Annotated in this window: 13 protein-coding genes; 7 read left to right on the forward strand and 6 right to left on the reverse strand. The window is 44.7% G+C overall.

Annotated elements, in window-relative coordinates; all coding sequences use genetic code 11:
- Nucleotides 1–42: 42 nt before the first annotated feature.
- Nucleotides 43–561, reverse strand: coding sequence for a hypothetical protein (locus J7529_RS04230; RefSeq protein WP_318727960.1), 519 nt, complete (start codon nt 559–561; stop codon nt 43–45).
- A 185-nt stretch (nt 562–746) separates the two neighbouring features.
- On the opposite strand from J7529_RS04230, the gene J7529_RS04235 reads away from it, so the two are divergent.
- The 6 genes from J7529_RS04235 to J7529_RS04260 all read left to right on the forward strand — a co-directional run bounded on the left by J7529_RS04235 (nt 747) and on the right by J7529_RS04260 (nt 7,039).
- On the forward strand, nt 747–2,189 hold the full coding sequence (locus J7529_RS04235) for a CHASE3 domain-containing protein (protein ID WP_318727961.1): 1,443 nt from the start codon (nt 747–749) through the stop codon (nt 2,187–2,189).
- A gap of 170 nt (nt 2,190–2,359) precedes the next feature.
- On the forward strand, nt 2,360–2,959 hold the full coding sequence (locus J7529_RS04240; RefSeq protein WP_318727962.1) for a LemA family protein: 600 nt from the start codon (nt 2,360–2,362) through the stop codon (nt 2,957–2,959).
- Between the two features lie 42 nt (nt 2,960–3,001).
- Nucleotides 3,002–3,301 carry a hypothetical protein gene (locus J7529_RS04245; RefSeq protein ID WP_318727963.1) on the forward strand — a complete coding sequence of 100 codons (300 nt, stop codon included), beginning with the start codon at nt 3,002–3,004 and terminating at the stop codon, nt 3,299–3,301.
- Nucleotides 3,288–5,228 carry a M48 family metallopeptidase gene (locus tag J7529_RS04250; protein ID WP_318727964.1) on the forward strand — a complete coding sequence of 647 codons (1,941 nt, stop codon included), beginning with the start codon at nt 3,288–3,290 and terminating at the stop codon, nt 5,226–5,228. Before J7529_RS04245 ends, J7529_RS04250 begins: the two co-directional genes overlap by 14 nt.
- Before the next feature lie 104 nt (nt 5,229–5,332).
- Nucleotides 5,333–6,361, forward strand: coding sequence for a PstS family phosphate ABC transporter substrate-binding protein (locus J7529_RS04255; RefSeq protein ID WP_318727965.1), 1,029 nt, complete (start codon nt 5,333–5,335; stop codon nt 6,359–6,361).
- A gap of 6 nt (nt 6,362–6,367) precedes the next feature.
- Nucleotides 6,368–7,039 carry an MIP/aquaporin family protein gene (locus tag J7529_RS04260; protein WP_318727966.1) on the forward strand — a complete coding sequence of 224 codons (672 nt, stop codon included), beginning with the start codon at nt 6,368–6,370 and terminating at the stop codon, nt 7,037–7,039.
- Between the two features lie 37 nt (nt 7,040–7,076).
- On the opposite strand, the gene J7529_RS04265 is transcribed toward J7529_RS04260, so the two are convergent.
- On the reverse strand, nt 7,077–8,054 hold the full coding sequence (locus J7529_RS04265) for an SDR family NAD(P)-dependent oxidoreductase (RefSeq protein ID WP_318727967.1): 978 nt from the start codon (nt 8,052–8,054) through the stop codon (nt 7,077–7,079).
- Nucleotides 8,055–8,244: 190 nt separating this feature from the next.
- Between J7529_RS04265 and ilvA the strand changes: the two genes are divergently transcribed.
- A complete protein-coding gene (gene ilvA, locus J7529_RS04270) occupies nt 8,245–9,756 on the forward strand; it encodes a threonine ammonia-lyase, biosynthetic (protein WP_318727968.1) in 1,512 nt (503 codons plus the stop codon).
- A 124-nt stretch (nt 9,757–9,880) separates the two neighbouring features.
- On the opposite strand, the gene J7529_RS04275 is transcribed toward ilvA, so the two are convergent.
- The 4 genes from J7529_RS04275 to J7529_RS04290 form a co-directional block, all read right to left on the reverse strand.
- Nucleotides 9,881–10,693, reverse strand: a complete 813-nt coding sequence (locus J7529_RS04275) for an SDR family oxidoreductase (protein ID WP_318727969.1) — start codon at nt 10,691–10,693, stop codon at nt 9,881–9,883.
- 71 nt (nt 10,694–10,764) lie between these two features.
- Nucleotides 10,765–11,205 (reverse strand): hypothetical protein, encoded by a 441-nt coding sequence (locus tag J7529_RS04280; RefSeq protein ID WP_318727970.1) that lies wholly within the window; start codon nt 11,203–11,205, stop codon nt 10,765–10,767.
- Nucleotides 11,206–11,225: 20 nt separating this feature from the next.
- Entirely contained in the window at nt 11,226–11,447 is a 222-nt protein-coding gene (locus J7529_RS04285) for a hypothetical protein (RefSeq protein WP_271939329.1), read from the reverse strand.
- 76 nt (nt 11,448–11,523) lie between these two features.
- Nucleotides 11,524–14,376, reverse strand: coding sequence for a CHAT domain-containing protein (locus tag J7529_RS04290; RefSeq protein ID WP_318727971.1), 2,853 nt, complete (start codon nt 14,374–14,376; stop codon nt 11,524–11,526).
- Nucleotides 14,377–14,691 lie beyond the last annotated feature (315 nt).

Raw genomic sequence — 14,691 nt, forward strand, 5'->3', positions numbered from 1 at the left:
GGGGAACAGGGGCATATAGAGCGAAGCACTAATTCCCTAACATTAACACTTCCAAGTTAAAGTATTCGGATCGAACTGACACACTTTAGGAAATTCAGTCTCCATAGAAATAGAAGGCAACGTCGAACCATCCGGAAGAATAGGGAGACGAGAAGGGCAATGATCCAGAGTTTGCTCAATCCGATTAGTTTGAGTTTGAGCAATCCTGGCAATATCCACCCAAGTATTGAGAAAATTCACCACTTGATTGGCTGAAGAAGGCAATGTAGGAGTATACGAATTATTTCTGTTTAAAGCATTAACCTGAGCTTGAATTTGGGGAATCTGATCGATCCATTGGCCTAAATAATTAGCATAGTCTTGGGGATTATCAGAAGTCGGTGGACAAGTCCGGGTGAAAACCTCTGTCGTTTGCAGCAAGATATTGAACACAGGACAAATTTGGTTATCCCGACAGGAAAACCCTAGGGTTTGCGCTGAGGCTGAAGGGTTAAAGATTAGGCTGCTTAAGGTTAGACTGCCGAGGGTAAGAAACCAAGCCGGTTTGGGTATGGGCAACATTTGAGTATTCTCCAAATTAAATCCATCACTGTTAGGTATAATGACACATCCTTTTTAATTGATACTTTGATTTTAACGGGTACAGATGGCGATCGGGTAAAATAGAGTTGGATCTTTTTATTCAGATATATGATTAATATATACGCTTACGCAGGTAAATCCGAAAATATTAAAGTTTTTGTTCGATGAATATTAAGCAAGTTTTAGTTATTGGCTTTGGAATCATTCTCAGTACTGTTGGGGTTAGCACTATTGCCTCAGTTTATATGCAAGGGTTTTTACGGGATACTGAGGATTGGGTCGTCCATACTTACGATGTTCAACTGCGACTAAAAGGGATTGAGAAAAATCTCGTCGATGCAGAAACTGGTCAAAGGGGATTTATCTATACTGATGACGAAACTTTTTTAGAACCCTACAAACTGGCCACTCAAACGTTAAGCACAAACTTTGATATCTTAGAAGATCTGATTTCTGACAACTCAGAGCAAGTCATTAATCTACACAATATCAGAAATATCTCTCAAGAAAAACTAGATGAACTAGCGCAAACCATTCAACTCAAAAGAGACGATCAAGAAGAGGAACTGTTGCGTTTAGTGAAATCAAAAAAAGGCAAAATAATTATGGATTTAATCCGAGCGGATCTAGAGAATATGATCGATATTGAAAATCAAATTCTTGATGAAAGGTTAAAACAGTTATCTATTGCTTATCAACTTATTGATTTACTCCATGTAGGAACTTTAGTTATTGTCCTACTGATGGGGGTTGCGACTATTATTTGGATGAATAAAATTGCAGTAGATCCGATCAGTAAAATATCGAATAATATTGCCAATTCTTCAAGTCAAATTTATAGGAGTATTGAAGAACAGGAGAAAATTGCTCAACAACGAGCGATTTTTATCAATGACACAACTACAACTGCTAATGAATTGGGGGTATCTTACACTCAGTCAGCAGAGCAGTCAGAGCTGGAAAATACGTCAGCTCAAGAAACACTCACCATATTAGAAACAGGTAAAAATGCTGTGGAGAACATTCGCCTAGAAGTGATAAATGTTCAGGAACAGGTGGAACTGATGGCCAATAAAATCATGGAATTGACTAAGCAAATCGATCAAATTGGCGAGGTTTCGGATGTGGTTCGCAGTATTGCCGATCAAACGAATATGTTGGCGTTAAATGCTTCTGTGGAAGCGGTAAGAGCTGGAGATAGTGGGAAGGGCTTTTCCGTCATTGCTGTCGAAATTCGTAAGCTGGCCGATCAAAGTCGAGAATCTACGGTCAACATCAATGATTTGGTTATAGAAATTCAAAAAGCTATTCATGGAACAACTCAAATTACTCAACAAGGTAAAGAGAGTGTGAAAAGTTGTTTTAGAATTGCTCAGGACACAACCCAGACGTTTGAACATGTGAACAATTCAGTTACAAATGTAGTTCATAGTAACCAGCAAATTACCTTGAACTTAAAACAACAGCTAATTGCCGTCGAACAGCTTATTGAGTCGATTACTAGCATCAATGCTGGGGCAAAGGATAATGCCAATTCTATGACACAGATCAGTGAGGGTATCCAACAGTTGAATGGTGTGGCATTGGAGTTGAAGAAAATTGTTTAAACGGACTGCTTCGTAAGCTATGGCTAGAGTGCGAAGTGCCATATCACTTTTAGAACGAACAGAGGAAATTATGGGGGGATCTCGACTAGATTGACGTGATCGCTATTTACCCTAGGCAAAGAGTATGTTATCTGTAGTATAATTAAGCCATATTAAAGGGTTGTCAGGTTATGGTAAGAATACTCCTAACCCTAGCGGTTCTAGGGACGTTGGTGGCACTTCTCGCGTCCATCGTCATTGGCTCATATAATTCTTTAGTTAAGTTACGCAATCGATATAAGAATGCTTTTGCCCAGATTGATGTGCAGTTGCGCCGCCGTTATGATTTGATTCCCAATTTGGTGGAAGCGGTGAAGGGGTACATGAAGCACGAGCGGGAAACCTTAGACGCTGTGATTCAAGCTAGAAACGCGGCGGTAAGTGCCACGTCCCAAGCTTCTCAAGCACCAGGCGATCCGACTGCGATGCAGACGTTGGGCAATGCAGAGGCAACACTGACGGGATCGTTGGGGCGGTTGTTTGCCCTAGCCGAAGCCTACCCAGATCTGAAGGCAGATCAAAATATGGCTCAGTTGATGGAAGAGTTGCGATCGACGGAAAATAAAATTGCCTTTGCTCGCCAGGCGTTTAACGATGGGGTGACGCTCTACAATACCAAGCGTGAGGAGTTCCCCAGTAATACGATCGCCAATTTGTTTAATTTTCGGGCAGCACAGTTGCTGAAAGAAACCGATCCCAATGTAAAAAATGCGCCGACTATTTCGTTTTAGAAAACGATAGGTTTTATTGTGTTGTTTTGTTGGTTGGTTACTATGTCTTCCAAGTATTCAAGAAAAAGAAGAGATGATTTAGCCAGACATTGCCACCAAATGTTAATGGAAAATAAGACTAAAGAAGAAGTTTTAACTTACCTCAAGGAAATAGGTTGCTCGCTCTCTTTTTCATTTTCAATTTGGGGAAAAGCTAATAATCTATCTTTTGATGAAGCACGAACACAAGTATTAGGAAGTAAAACTTGGGAAAATGAAAGAAGTGATGCTATAGACTTTCACAATCAAGCTATGGATATGCTGGATACATTATGCGCCCTAGAAAACGATGAACTTTTTTGAACATCAAGAGCAGGCACAGCGGAAAACCGTTTATCTAATTTTCTTGTTTGCGATCGCCATTATCAGCATGATTTTGGCAATCTATGCTGTGGTAGCGATCGTTATCTATATAGAATCGCAAACCGGGCAATGGCTCTTTTCTCCAGAGATCTTATCAATCGTTGCCTTCAATGTATTGCTCATTGTCGGGTTGGGTAGTGGCACAAAAATCCTTCAGTTGCGAGGTGGAGGTAAAGTCGTTGCCTCTAGTCTGGGTGCGCGTTTGGTTCATCCGGGCACTCACGATAAATTGGAGCGACAACTACTCAATGTCGTCGAAGAAATGGCGATCGCCTCCGGAAACTCCATTCCTCCCGTCTACATCATGGATCGTGAATCCGGTATCAACGCCTTTGCTGCCGGGTTTACCGTTAATGATGCCATCATTGGCGTAACCAAAGGCTGCTTAACAGAACTGGAGCGGGATGAACTTCAAGGCGTAATTGCCCATGAATTTAGCCATATTATTTATGGCGATATGCGCCTCAATTTATATCTGATAGGAGTCCTCCAGGGGATTTTATTGATTCACATTATAGGGCGACAAATATTATACATGATTTCTAATGGCCCTAGAGTGAATCGAAAAAAGCAAGGTCTCATCATTATTGCCAGTATCGCCATTTTAGCTATTGGATATATCGGCTTTATCTGCGGACGAATGATTAAAAGCGCCATCTCTCGTCAGCGAGAATTTTTAGCCGATGCTTCTGCCGTCCAATTAACCCGCAATCCCCAGGGACTTGCCAACGCTCTGCGTAAAATTGGAGACTTAAGAGATGGCTCCCAAATCAGGACTCCCAGAGCCGAAGAAGCCAGTCATTTATTTTTTGGAGAAGCCATCAGCAGCTTTGATAGCCGCCTCTTTGCCACCCATCCCCCCCTAACCGAGCGGATTGAACGCTTGGAAAATTTGCCCACTGGCACATTACAAGGGGATGCTCCCCCACCCGCACAGGAACGAACCGCCGCTCTAGAATCACCAGAGACTCCAGGAATTAGTGGATTGCAAGGTGGATTACAAAGTGGATTGCAAAGTGGATTGCAAGAGACAACCATCCATGTCGATCTAGCATCAATTGTAGAGGAGATTGGCAACACGGACAGCGCCCATCTCAACTATGCCCAATCCTTGGTGGGGCAACTGCCAGAACGGATCAAAACAGCACTCACAGGCGAGCGCGGTTGTCAGGCGATAATTTATGGACTATTCTTAAACTCACAAAACAGAGAGATTAGGCAGAAACAAATTGCCCACCTAAAAGCCACCGAACCCTCAGAAATCCTCAATCGTCTTTGGAAGATTGTCGTCTGTTTTGAAGACTTAAATCCTCGCTACCGTTTACCCTTAATTGATTTAACCATTCCCGTACTCAGACAGCTCTCCACTGACCATTATCAACATTTGAGTCAACAACTGCAAACCCTGATTAATACGGGCGGAAAACTATCCTTATCAGAATACACTCTACAAGCCGTTTTATTCCATCGTCTCGCGCCCTATTTCCATCCTCACCATCCCTCAAAACCCCCATCTACTCATGAAACTTGGAATGATTGCCTGGTCGTTTTGTCAGGATTAGCTAAAGTGGGGTATAAGGATAAGCAACAAGCTATTGAGGCATTTCAATCTGGATTGCAGCGACTCCGTGGTGCGTCTAACCAAACGCTTCCCGATCAACTGAGTCCGGTTAATCTGAGCAGTATTCGCAGAAGTCTTAAAAGGCTGATAAACACTACTCCAAAAGTAAAACAGCGCATTGTAGATGCTTGCGCTCATACCGTTTTATACGATCGCAAAGTCAATCTGAAACAAGCTGAATTGTTACGCACGATTATCATTCTCTTAGATTGCCCCATTCCTCCATTTTTAGAGACTCTTGAATAAGATTGAACCGTACATTAACCTATAATTAACCATACCTTAACTTGACATTGGACCATTTTTTGAAATGATGAAAAGCGGATATCCAACGGTAGAGTGGGGGAATTATGCAATTTTTTATTAAAACAGTTAAACCCTTCCTAGGGTTCTTTATATTAGCTCTAGCTGCTACCTCCTTATTAAATGGGTGTCAATCCTCTAACCCTCAATCTTATCAACCCATTAATATTGATGGTTCAAGTACGGTTTATCCGATTACTAAAACGGCTGCCGATCGCTTTAACGAAACCCAGAGTGTTCCCGTAGACGTAACTGTAGGATTTTCGGGGACAGGGGGAGGCTTTAGGAAATTTTGTGCAGGAGAAACAGAAGTTAATAATGCCTCTAGACCCATTAGTTTATCGGAAATGGAAGCTTGCAAACAGGCAAAAGTCTCTTATATTGAGCTTCCTATCGCTTTTGATGCCATTACTGTTGTGGTTAATCCCCAAAATAATTGGCTTCAAAACATTACGATTGATGAATTACGAAAGATTTGGCAACCGGAAGCCCAACAGAAAATTACTCGGTGGAATCAAATTCGATCGTCTTGGCCGAATGCTCCTTTGAAATTGTATGGGCCGGGGACAGATTCGGGAACCTATGATTATTTCACTGAAGCAGTCACGGGGAGTGCTGGATCGAGCCGCAGTGATTATATTGCTAGTGAAGATGATAGGTTGCTTGAGCAACAAGTTAGTTCAGATGTCAATAGTTTGGGCTATTTTGGATTAGCGTATTACGAACAAAATAAAGATGAGTTAAAAGCCCTGAGTGTCGATAGTGGTCAGGGCCCAGTTTTTCCATCTAGGGAAACAGTGGAGAAAAGTGAATATCAGCCTCTAGCTCGTCCTTTGTTTATCTATATTAATCTGACGGCAGCTCAAAACAACCCAGCCATGAGAGAGTTTGTATACTACTTTTTAGAACAAGCCCCAGGAATTGCTGAGGAAGTGGGTTATGTGCCTCTACCAGAAGAAGCTTATCATATTAATGAAGTGACCTATAATCAAGGGGAAGTAGGCACGGTTTTTGAAGGCCAATCTCAGTTTGGCCTCTCTATTTCCGAGCTTATGCGTAAGCAAGCTAAGTATTAATTGAAGATGACCAAAATAACCCCTTATTGGCGGGAATCGTTAACTGAAGGATTAGGCACATTTATTCTTGTTTTTGCTGGCACAGGTGCAGTTATGGTTAATGACATAACTGGGGGTACGTTAACCCATTTAGGGGTTAGTTTTGTCTTCGGTGCAGTGGTTGCGGCAATGATTTATGCCACGGGCCATATTAGTGAGGCCCATATTAATCCAGCGGTGACTTTGGGCTTTTGGACAATGGGATCGTTTCCGGGAAAAAAGGTCTTACCCTATGTCATCAGTCAATGTTTGGGGGCGATCGCCGCATCTTGTGTATTACGCTATACTATCGGTCTCGTTGCCGATCTGGGAGCCACACAACCGCTCAACGGTAATGCAATGCAATCACTGGTCTTAGAAACCATTCTCACTTTTATCTTGATGTTCGTTATCTTAGGTTCCGGTTTAGACCGCCGCGCTCATCCGGGATTTGCAGGATTGGCGATCGGCTTAACTGTGGGGTTAGAAGCCGCGTTTATGGGGCCAATTACGGGTGCAAGCATGAATCCCGCGCGATCGCTCGGCCCCGCTTTTGTTTCCGGTCTCTGGGACTACCAAGGAATCTACTGGATCGCTCCCATTGTTGGGGCCCAACTTGCGGTCATTGTCTATCGAACACTCTCTCCCAAATATCCTTAACCCAGATTAACTGCTCTAAAAACCCTGTTATTTTTAATTAAACTTGAGGAGATTTGAGTACTCCAGACATCAAGATCCACCAGGGAACATAGATATTGGGAACCCAAGTAGAATAATCGCGTAATTGGGGGAGAATCATCGGTAAAATAAACTGTAAAGACCGCAAAGATGCGGGTTGATTGCCCTCTCGATCTACTACACCATAGCGTCGGGCTTGTTCAGCAACAATTTGTACTTTTCCCGTGCGTTTTATGATCTGAGAATCGGCAGCTAAACCGGCAATCACGCGGCCAGTTAATAAGGGAGTTTCCCAGTTAAAACCATCGGCAAACGGATTACCTCTTTCTGGTAGTATTTCGCTTGATGCTTGCTCTTGGGCAAATTGGGTGAATTTTTCTGTACCCACAATTCCTGGCCAAATGGAGAGGGAGGTAATGTTATGGGGTTTAAGTTCTAAAGCTAATTCTAGCGCCAGGCGATCGCACGCCATTTTACCCACCCCATACAGCACCCCAAATATCGGCAACAATCCCCCCCAAGAGGACAGGGTACAGATAAGTCCCTGTTTCCGAGGAACCATCATCCTTGCCGCATACACGCTGGCGATATAATGTCCCCGCAATCCCACTTGGTTCACCCGATCCCACAAATTGGGTTCTAACTCCCAAAAGGGTTCACCATAGGTTTCCTTAAGCATAGAGACAGCAGAATAAGCATTGTTCACCAATAGATCCAACTGTCCGTTTTGTTCATCAGCGATACGCTCAAATAACAGGCGCACCTGCTCATCTTCACCATGATCCACTTGTACGGGAATACCTAACCCACCTGCTGCCTCAAGTTCTTTTTGGGTTTCTTCTAAACTCCCCATGCCTTCCTCAGAAGTATGCAGAGTTCTGCCAGTAATATAAACCGTTGCGCCAGCTTCGGCTAATCCGATGGCAATACCTTTTCCTAATCCACGAGATGCTCCCGTAACTAGGGCAATTTTCCCCTCAAGTGGTTTGGATGTCATTGTTTAGAGAACCTCTCAATAATTAATAATTAATAGTTAATAATTAAATACTTTTTTTCCACCAATAGCCAATAGGGAAACTGTGGGCTATCCTAAAAATCTTAATCCTTGTTGCCACTTTTGCCCAGAGAATCGGAACGTGATAAAGTGAAATATTCTACCCTTACCCTTCAGCCCGTGCCCCAGATCCATGTTTTGTGATTATCTTGTCCAAATTCTCACCGCTCGCGTGTATGATGTTGCCCAAGAAACGCCCCTAGAAGTGGCGAACAACCTTTCTCGGCGATTGGGGAATCGCTTGCTGCTGAAACGGGAAGATATGCAATCCGTATTTTCGTTTAAGCTGCGGGGGGCTTATAACCGAATGGCAAAACTGCCCCCAGAGCAGTTAGCGCAAGGGGTGATTGCTTCTTCTGCGGGGAATCATGCTCAAGGGGTTGCCCTGGCTGCACGACATTTGGGAACTCGTGCGTTAATTGTGATGCCGGTGACTACGCCCCAGGTGAAAGTGGACGCAGTGCGATCGCACGGTGGAGAAGTAGTATTATACGGTGAAACCTACGATGAAGCCTATGGCCATGCCCGCGAACTCGAAGCCCAGAAAGGGTTAACGTTTATTCATCCCTTTAACGATCCGGATGTGATTGCTGGACAAGGAACCATTGGCATGGAAATTTTACGCCAATATCAGCAACCGATTCATGCGATTTTTGTGGCGATTGGTGGCGGTGGTCTCATTTCTGGCATTGGCGCTTACGTGAAACGCCTGCATCCAGAAACTAAAATTATTGGGGTAGAACCGGTGGATTCCGATGCTATGAATCAATCTTTGAAAGCTGGGAAGCGTGTGAGATTGCCCCAAGTGGGCTTATTTGCCGATGGGGTAGCGGTGCGGGAAGTGGGAGAAGAAACCTTCCGCCTCTGTCAAGAATATGTGGATGAAATTATTGTGGTGGAAACCGATGATACTTGTGCCGCCATCAAAGATATGTTTGAAGATACCCGCTCTATTGTAGAACCAGCGGGAGCATTGGCGATCGCCGGCGCTAAAGCCTATGTAGAACGCGAAAATATCCAAGGACAAACCCTCGTTGCTGTTGCCTGTGGTGCCAATATGAACTTCGATCGCCTGCGGTTTGTTGCCGAGCGAGCTGAGTTTGGAGAACGCCGAGAAGCCATTTTTGCCGTCACTATTCCCGAAAAACCCGGAAGTTTGCGCCGCTTCTGTGACTGTTTAGGTACACGTAACCTAACTGAATTTAACTATCGCATCGCCGATCGCACTTCTGCCCATATCTTTGTCGGCGTGCAAATCAAAGACCGTGAAGATGCTGCTAAAATCGCCAAAACCTTTCAAGAGACAGGGTTTAAAACCCTAGAATTAACCGATGATGAACTGGCAAAAATGCATCTGCGGCATATGGTTGGTGGGCGCTCTGCCCTAGCGGAACATGAATTATTATACCGCTTTGAATTTCCCGAACGCCCTGGCGCACTGATGAAATTTGTCGCCTCGATGAGTCCCAACTGGAATATTAGCCTCTTCCACTATCGCAATAACGGCGCAGACTACGGGCGCATTGTCGTGGGAATGCAAGTCCCACCCCAAGAAATGGCAGAATGGCAAGCGTTTTTAGACACTTTAGGCTATCACTATTGGGACGAAAACAATAATCCTGCCTATAAATTATTCTTAGCTTGATGAAGTTATAGCGCTGCGGGCTAGGGAATGGGGAATAGGGAATGGGGAATAGGGAATAGGTTTCAGTATGGAACGCTGTCCTAACCGACTCTTTCTCTGCTCTAGCGCTTTATTCAGGGTTCATTCAACCTTGAGAAATTTTCTGCGTTAATCGCTGAGTAAGCCACTCTAATAGGGCGGGTGAATAGCGCTTAATTACATGAATCGCTTTAGCCGTTGGATCGGGAAAAACTGCGGCTCGATTCTTGAGAATTCCTTTGAGAACATTGGCAATCACCATTGCTGGATTCGTAGCTTCACTTTCGGGGAAACCAGGAACTGTTGTCGCTAGAGTGCCATAGCGGGGCGATCGCAGAATTGGAGTTCGGCTAAAATAGGGATATACCGCCGTAACCTTGATATTGTAGGGTTTCAACTCATCTCGCAGACCCTCACTAAAGCCGCGCAAGCCAAATTTACTGGTGGCATAATGGGTTAACCCCCCTGGCGCACACCAACCGGCAACCGAGGAAATATTGACAATATGCCCGGTTTTGCGTTCAATCATTTCCGGTAAAAATTGGGTCGTTAAGCGCATGGGAGTAATCAAATTCAACTCCATCAGTTGTTCCCATTTTTGGGTCGGGATTTCATCAATGCGCCCAAATAGCGCAATACCCGCATTATTAATCAGAATATCAATCGGCTGATTGAGCGCTTTGACCTGTTGATAAAGATCCTCACATCCCGCCCTAGAGGTAAGATCGGTCTCTAGAGTAGCAAGAATTCGATCGCTCGATTGAAGATCCAGGGTTTCCAGTGTTTTGGCGATCGCCTTTTGATCAATATCTGTTAGAATTAATCGGCTTTCTGCCTTCACCAGTTGTTTGATAAACTCCTGACCAAATCCTCCCGATGCACCAGTCAGTAATATCGTTGCGTTTTTCAGTTCAGTCATGTTTGGAAGAGAGGGAATAGGGAATAGGGAATAGGGAAAACCCAGTTTTACTCAATCAATTATTAATTGACCTAGGCTTTAGAAACTAAAAGTCCACCGACAATCACTAAAATTGCGCCCACACTGAGTTTAAGTGGATCGACTGTTTTCCATTCCAGAAAGATGATTAAAGCTAACACTACCGTAATTAAAGTATTCATGTTGTAGAGGGGAACCAGCTTAGACAGGGGAGCTTGATATTTGATTAACCCCAGGGCTACAAACCCCGTTCCTAAGCCCCACAGTAGGCCAAGCATGGAGGATGAAATCATTGCACCAGTTGACGGTAGGGGGGCAGGTAAGACTTGCTGCATGATGGCTCCCACCAGACTCACCATGACACCAATGCAGATCAAATGAGCGCCTACAGGCATTCCCGCACTGGTGCTGACTTTAGCAAATATGCCGGCAACACCATACAAGAGTGCCGGAACGAGTCCACCAATAATTAATCCGAGTTGTTGGGGTGACATATAGGGTAGGGTGAGCGCAATTATTCTTCTAGTTGATTACGATAGAGCGATCGCACCAAATTATCTAGCTTCTCATCTGAGCAACACTCAATCACGGCAGCAAACCCATCCACTAACTTAGCCGCCGTCTCACCCAACGTGGGACTCATATCCCAAACATCCCTCGCCCAATCTTCAGGAATTTGATCGTCAAAAATCAAGCGCTCTAATAGTTGTCGGTTCTCAGATTTAGGCACTTTCATGGATATAGCACTACACGCTGGTAATCAATAATAAGATTATGGTAGCAGCGCATACCCATTTTTAATTGTTTAATTTTTAATTGGGATCGTTTCCTTCTCCCACTAAGGTAAAAGCCGCCCAAGCGTTAGGATTAGGAAATGTTTCCATGGTGGTTAACATGGCTTGACGCAAAGCTGCCGCTCGATTATTCGTTTTCGGTAGTTCCCGATAAAAAGCTTGCATCAACTCGGAGGTGGGAGCATCGGGAACTGCCCACAAGGAGACCAATACGCTAGGAGTTCCAGCCACAATTAAAGAGCGCGATAAGCCAATAATCCCATCTCCAGTAATCTCTCCTCGTCCCGTATTACAAGCACTGAGAACGACCAACTGAGCGGTTAAATTCAGATCCAGGATTTCCTCGGAGGTGAGCCATCCATCCGTCGCACGAGTGTTTCCAGTAGAGGTAAAGGCTAAGGCTCCAGGAGTCCGAAATCCTAACACTTCCAGTTCATCCAATAACCCATGGGTGGCTAAATGAATTAAAGAGGCTTTTTCCATCTGCTCGGTAATCTTCTCCTCGGTTGCTTCGGTTCCAATGAGGGCTTCAGTGCCCAGTAAATCGGCGATGACAAGGGCTTCGGCTTCGGCTCCGGGGAGGGGGGAAAGGGGTTCTGGTTCGGCTTCTAGAGACTCGGCTAGGCTGGGCATTTGCGGGTTGCCGACGACTAATGCACGGGTGAGATCTGAAGATAACTGCCTAGCCCGTTGGCGAGCGAGTCCCAAGACTTGAATGGAAGGAGCAGTGAGTAAGGTATGCTTCTCGATTAGATATACGCCCTGTTCATCTTGTAATGCGGGAAAGGGAACTAAAAATAAACTGCCGTGCGGTATGAAAATAACTGGTTCTTGGGGAGTGCTGGGCAGTAAGTCCACAATGGGTTTAATCAGGAGTTCGTAGCTTTTCTTTAAACGACGATTGACCCGCCGTTTCTGGGTGTGGGTACTCGGTTCTAGCTGGTTGTCTTGGACTCCGGAGCGGGTGGCTTGTACCCACTGATTCACTCCCCGTTGAATGCCGCGACTTCTTCCGGTGACTGCGGCAACGCGGGTACGTTCGGCGGCATCTTCTAGGGTAATGCCTAGTTCTTCTAAGTCTTGCGATCGCAACTCAATCAGTCCATTGGGCTTAATTACCCATATATATAGAGTGTCTCCCACAATAGAATATTGCACGAGCGTAGCTTGCTGTTCCTGAGCAATGCGGCGGATTTCCGCTAATGAGGGTGGATCGGGAGTATCAAAGATTTCTGAAGGCTTGCCGCTTAATCGAGCGGCGAGTAATTCCACAAATGCTCTGGCTCTGGATTGTTCAGCAATTTCTAGAGCAGCTTCAGCTTGCTCTTCAGCAATTAGTGCTTGTTGTAATTGTTCATAAGTGGTCACTTGGGTTTCAAACAGAGACACTTTATCCCCATCCCGTAACCCAGGGCGCAGAGATTCCCAAAGGGTAATTGCTTCTTGCAGTGGGGGAATAGCACGGCGATAATCATCTTGACTGATATAGAGTGCGCCAATTTGATTGAGAATTATACCCGATCCGGCGCGATCGCCAATTTGTTTCCGTATTTCTAACGCCTGGCGATAATAGTCTAAAGCTGTTGGCATTTCTCCTTGAGAGCTAGCAACTTCACCCAAATGGGTTAAGCTATTGGCTATGACCGCGCGATCGCCCCTTTGTTGTCCTAACTCAAGCGCCTGATTGAGAAAAGATTGAGCCTCTTGCACCTGTCCCAAATAGCTATAGGTAATACCCATTTGATCGAAGGTATTACCCAGTCCAAAGTCTTTCCCCTCATAGCCATCCGGGAGCAAGTTGTAATATTTTAAGGCCGTCTGTGCAGACTTCAGCGCTTCTTGATGCTCTCCCATCTTATTCTGCACCCGCGCCAAAGCGTTATACAATTCGCCTTGATCCTTGGGCAGCTCATAGAGTCCTCCTTCCAGGGGAATACCCCCCTGTTCCTGCTCTTTCATATTCTCCAGCGCTGCTTGCAAAGCCGATCGCGCTTGGGGATATTGTCCTAATTTCTCATAACTATCGGCTAAACTGGTCAGGGATGCTCCAATTCCCGGTAAATCTTGCAAAGACTGACGAATAGTTAACGCTTGGCGACGGATGGTAATGGACTTAGCATATTCGCTCAGTTGGCTATAGATATCCCCCATACGATTCAGACTATCGGCTTCCTTGCGGCGATCGCCACTCTCTTGATAAACTTCCCTAGCCTGGGCAAACGTCACCAACGCTTCCTCAAAGTTCCCCTGTTGATACGCTTGTTCCGCTTGAGCAAAAACATCCAACGCATCATTACTGAATAAACACACCGTCGCTGGAGTAACCGGGCACTTTTTCTCCACCAACGGGTTATTTTGCAGATCTAAGGCCGTCAATTGGCGTAAATTCGGGAAAGATGGGGGGAGATTGCGGATTTGGTTGCGATCGAGAATTACATAACTGAGATTCACTAAACTCCCTAAAGGTGAAATATTCTCAATTTTATTCCCCGACAATAATAAAAAACTGAGCTGACTTAAATTTCCTAAAGGCGTAATATCTCGAATCTGATTAAAACTCAAATTCAGCCCCTTCAAATGCGTCAAACTCGACAATGGGGCAATATCCTCGATCTCTCGATTTCCTAAATCCAGATTAACCAACTCCCCTAAAACCTGCTGCGCTTCCCCACATTCCGAAGTTTCCGCCATCTTCAATAACACCGAAACTGTATACTTTTGAGCATTAGAAATACTCCGATCCTTGCACCAATCCTCAAAAGAACGAACCCGACCTACGGAAGGGCTACTGACTAGAATGTCGCTCCAGATATAAGTGCCCAGAACCGTAGATAATAGAACTAAAAAAACTTTTTTGAACGTATAACCCATAATCATCCTCTCTATTGATGTCAATTCTCCATAAATACCGCAAGATTTACCCCATCTTCAAAATAGCTTTGCTCAAAATTCAGTCAAAATCTGAAGGGATGAAACAGATGCTAATCAAGCGCTAATTCCCTTGAAAGTCGCGATCGCAGCAACCTTTCGTCCATTAAGCATGAATACTGAGCCACATAGAATCTTCATAATTGAGAGGCTCAAAATTCAGTTAAGCTCCCGAAGACAAACCCTTACAGCGCTTCGCGCTGTAATGAGGTACAATATAAGGTGAAGAAATAGGAGAGGTAGGAAGAGGCAATGAAA

This window comes from Roseofilum sp. Guam (assembly GCF_017746735.1).
GTDB classification, from domain to species: Bacteria; Cyanobacteriota; Cyanobacteriia; order Cyanobacteriales; family Desertifilaceae; genus Roseofilum; species Roseofilum reptotaenium.

What these genes read in the sequence shown, in the direction of transcription:
- J7529_RS04250 (WP_318727964.1), top strand. Translation starts at nt 3,288, where the DNA reads ATGAACTTTTTTGAACATCAAGAGCAGGCACAGCGGAAAACCGTTTAT.
- J7529_RS04230 (WP_318727960.1), bottom strand. Translation starts at nt 561, where the DNA reads ATGTTGCCCATACCCAAACCGGCTTGGTTTCTTACCCTCGGCAGTCTA.
- J7529_RS04245 (WP_318727963.1), top strand. Translation starts at nt 3,002, where the DNA reads ATGTCTTCCAAGTATTCAAGAAAAAGAAGAGATGATTTAGCCAGACAT.
- J7529_RS04265 (WP_318727967.1), bottom strand. Translation starts at nt 8,054, where the DNA reads ATGACATCCAAACCACTTGAGGGGAAAATTGCCCTAGTTACGGGAGCA.
- J7529_RS04240 (WP_318727962.1), top strand. Translation starts at nt 2,360, where the DNA reads ATGGTAAGAATACTCCTAACCCTAGCGGTTCTAGGGACGTTGGTGGCA.
- J7529_RS04235 (WP_318727961.1), top strand. Translation starts at nt 747, where the DNA reads ATGAATATTAAGCAAGTTTTAGTTATTGGCTTTGGAATCATTCTCAGT.
- J7529_RS04275 (WP_318727969.1), bottom strand. Translation starts at nt 10,693, where the DNA reads ATGACTGAACTGAAAAACGCAACGATATTACTGACTGGTGCATCGGGA.
- J7529_RS04260 (WP_318727966.1), top strand. Translation starts at nt 6,368, where the DNA reads ATGACCAAAATAACCCCTTATTGGCGGGAATCGTTAACTGAAGGATTA.
- J7529_RS04290 (WP_318727971.1), bottom strand. Translation starts at nt 14,376, where the DNA reads ATGGGTTATACGTTCAAAAAAGTTTTTTTAGTTCTATTATCTACGGTT.
- ilvA (WP_318727968.1), top strand. Translation starts at nt 8,245, where the DNA reads ATGTTTTGTGATTATCTTGTCCAAATTCTCACCGCTCGCGTGTATGAT.
- J7529_RS04280 (WP_318727970.1), bottom strand. Translation starts at nt 11,205, where the DNA reads ATGTCACCCCAACAACTCGGATTAATTATTGGTGGACTCGTTCCGGCA.
- J7529_RS04285 (WP_271939329.1), bottom strand. Translation starts at nt 11,447, where the DNA reads ATGAAAGTGCCTAAATCTGAGAACCGACAACTATTAGAGCGCTTGATT.
- J7529_RS04255 (WP_318727965.1), top strand. Translation starts at nt 5,333, where the DNA reads ATGCAATTTTTTATTAAAACAGTTAAACCCTTCCTAGGGTTCTTTATA.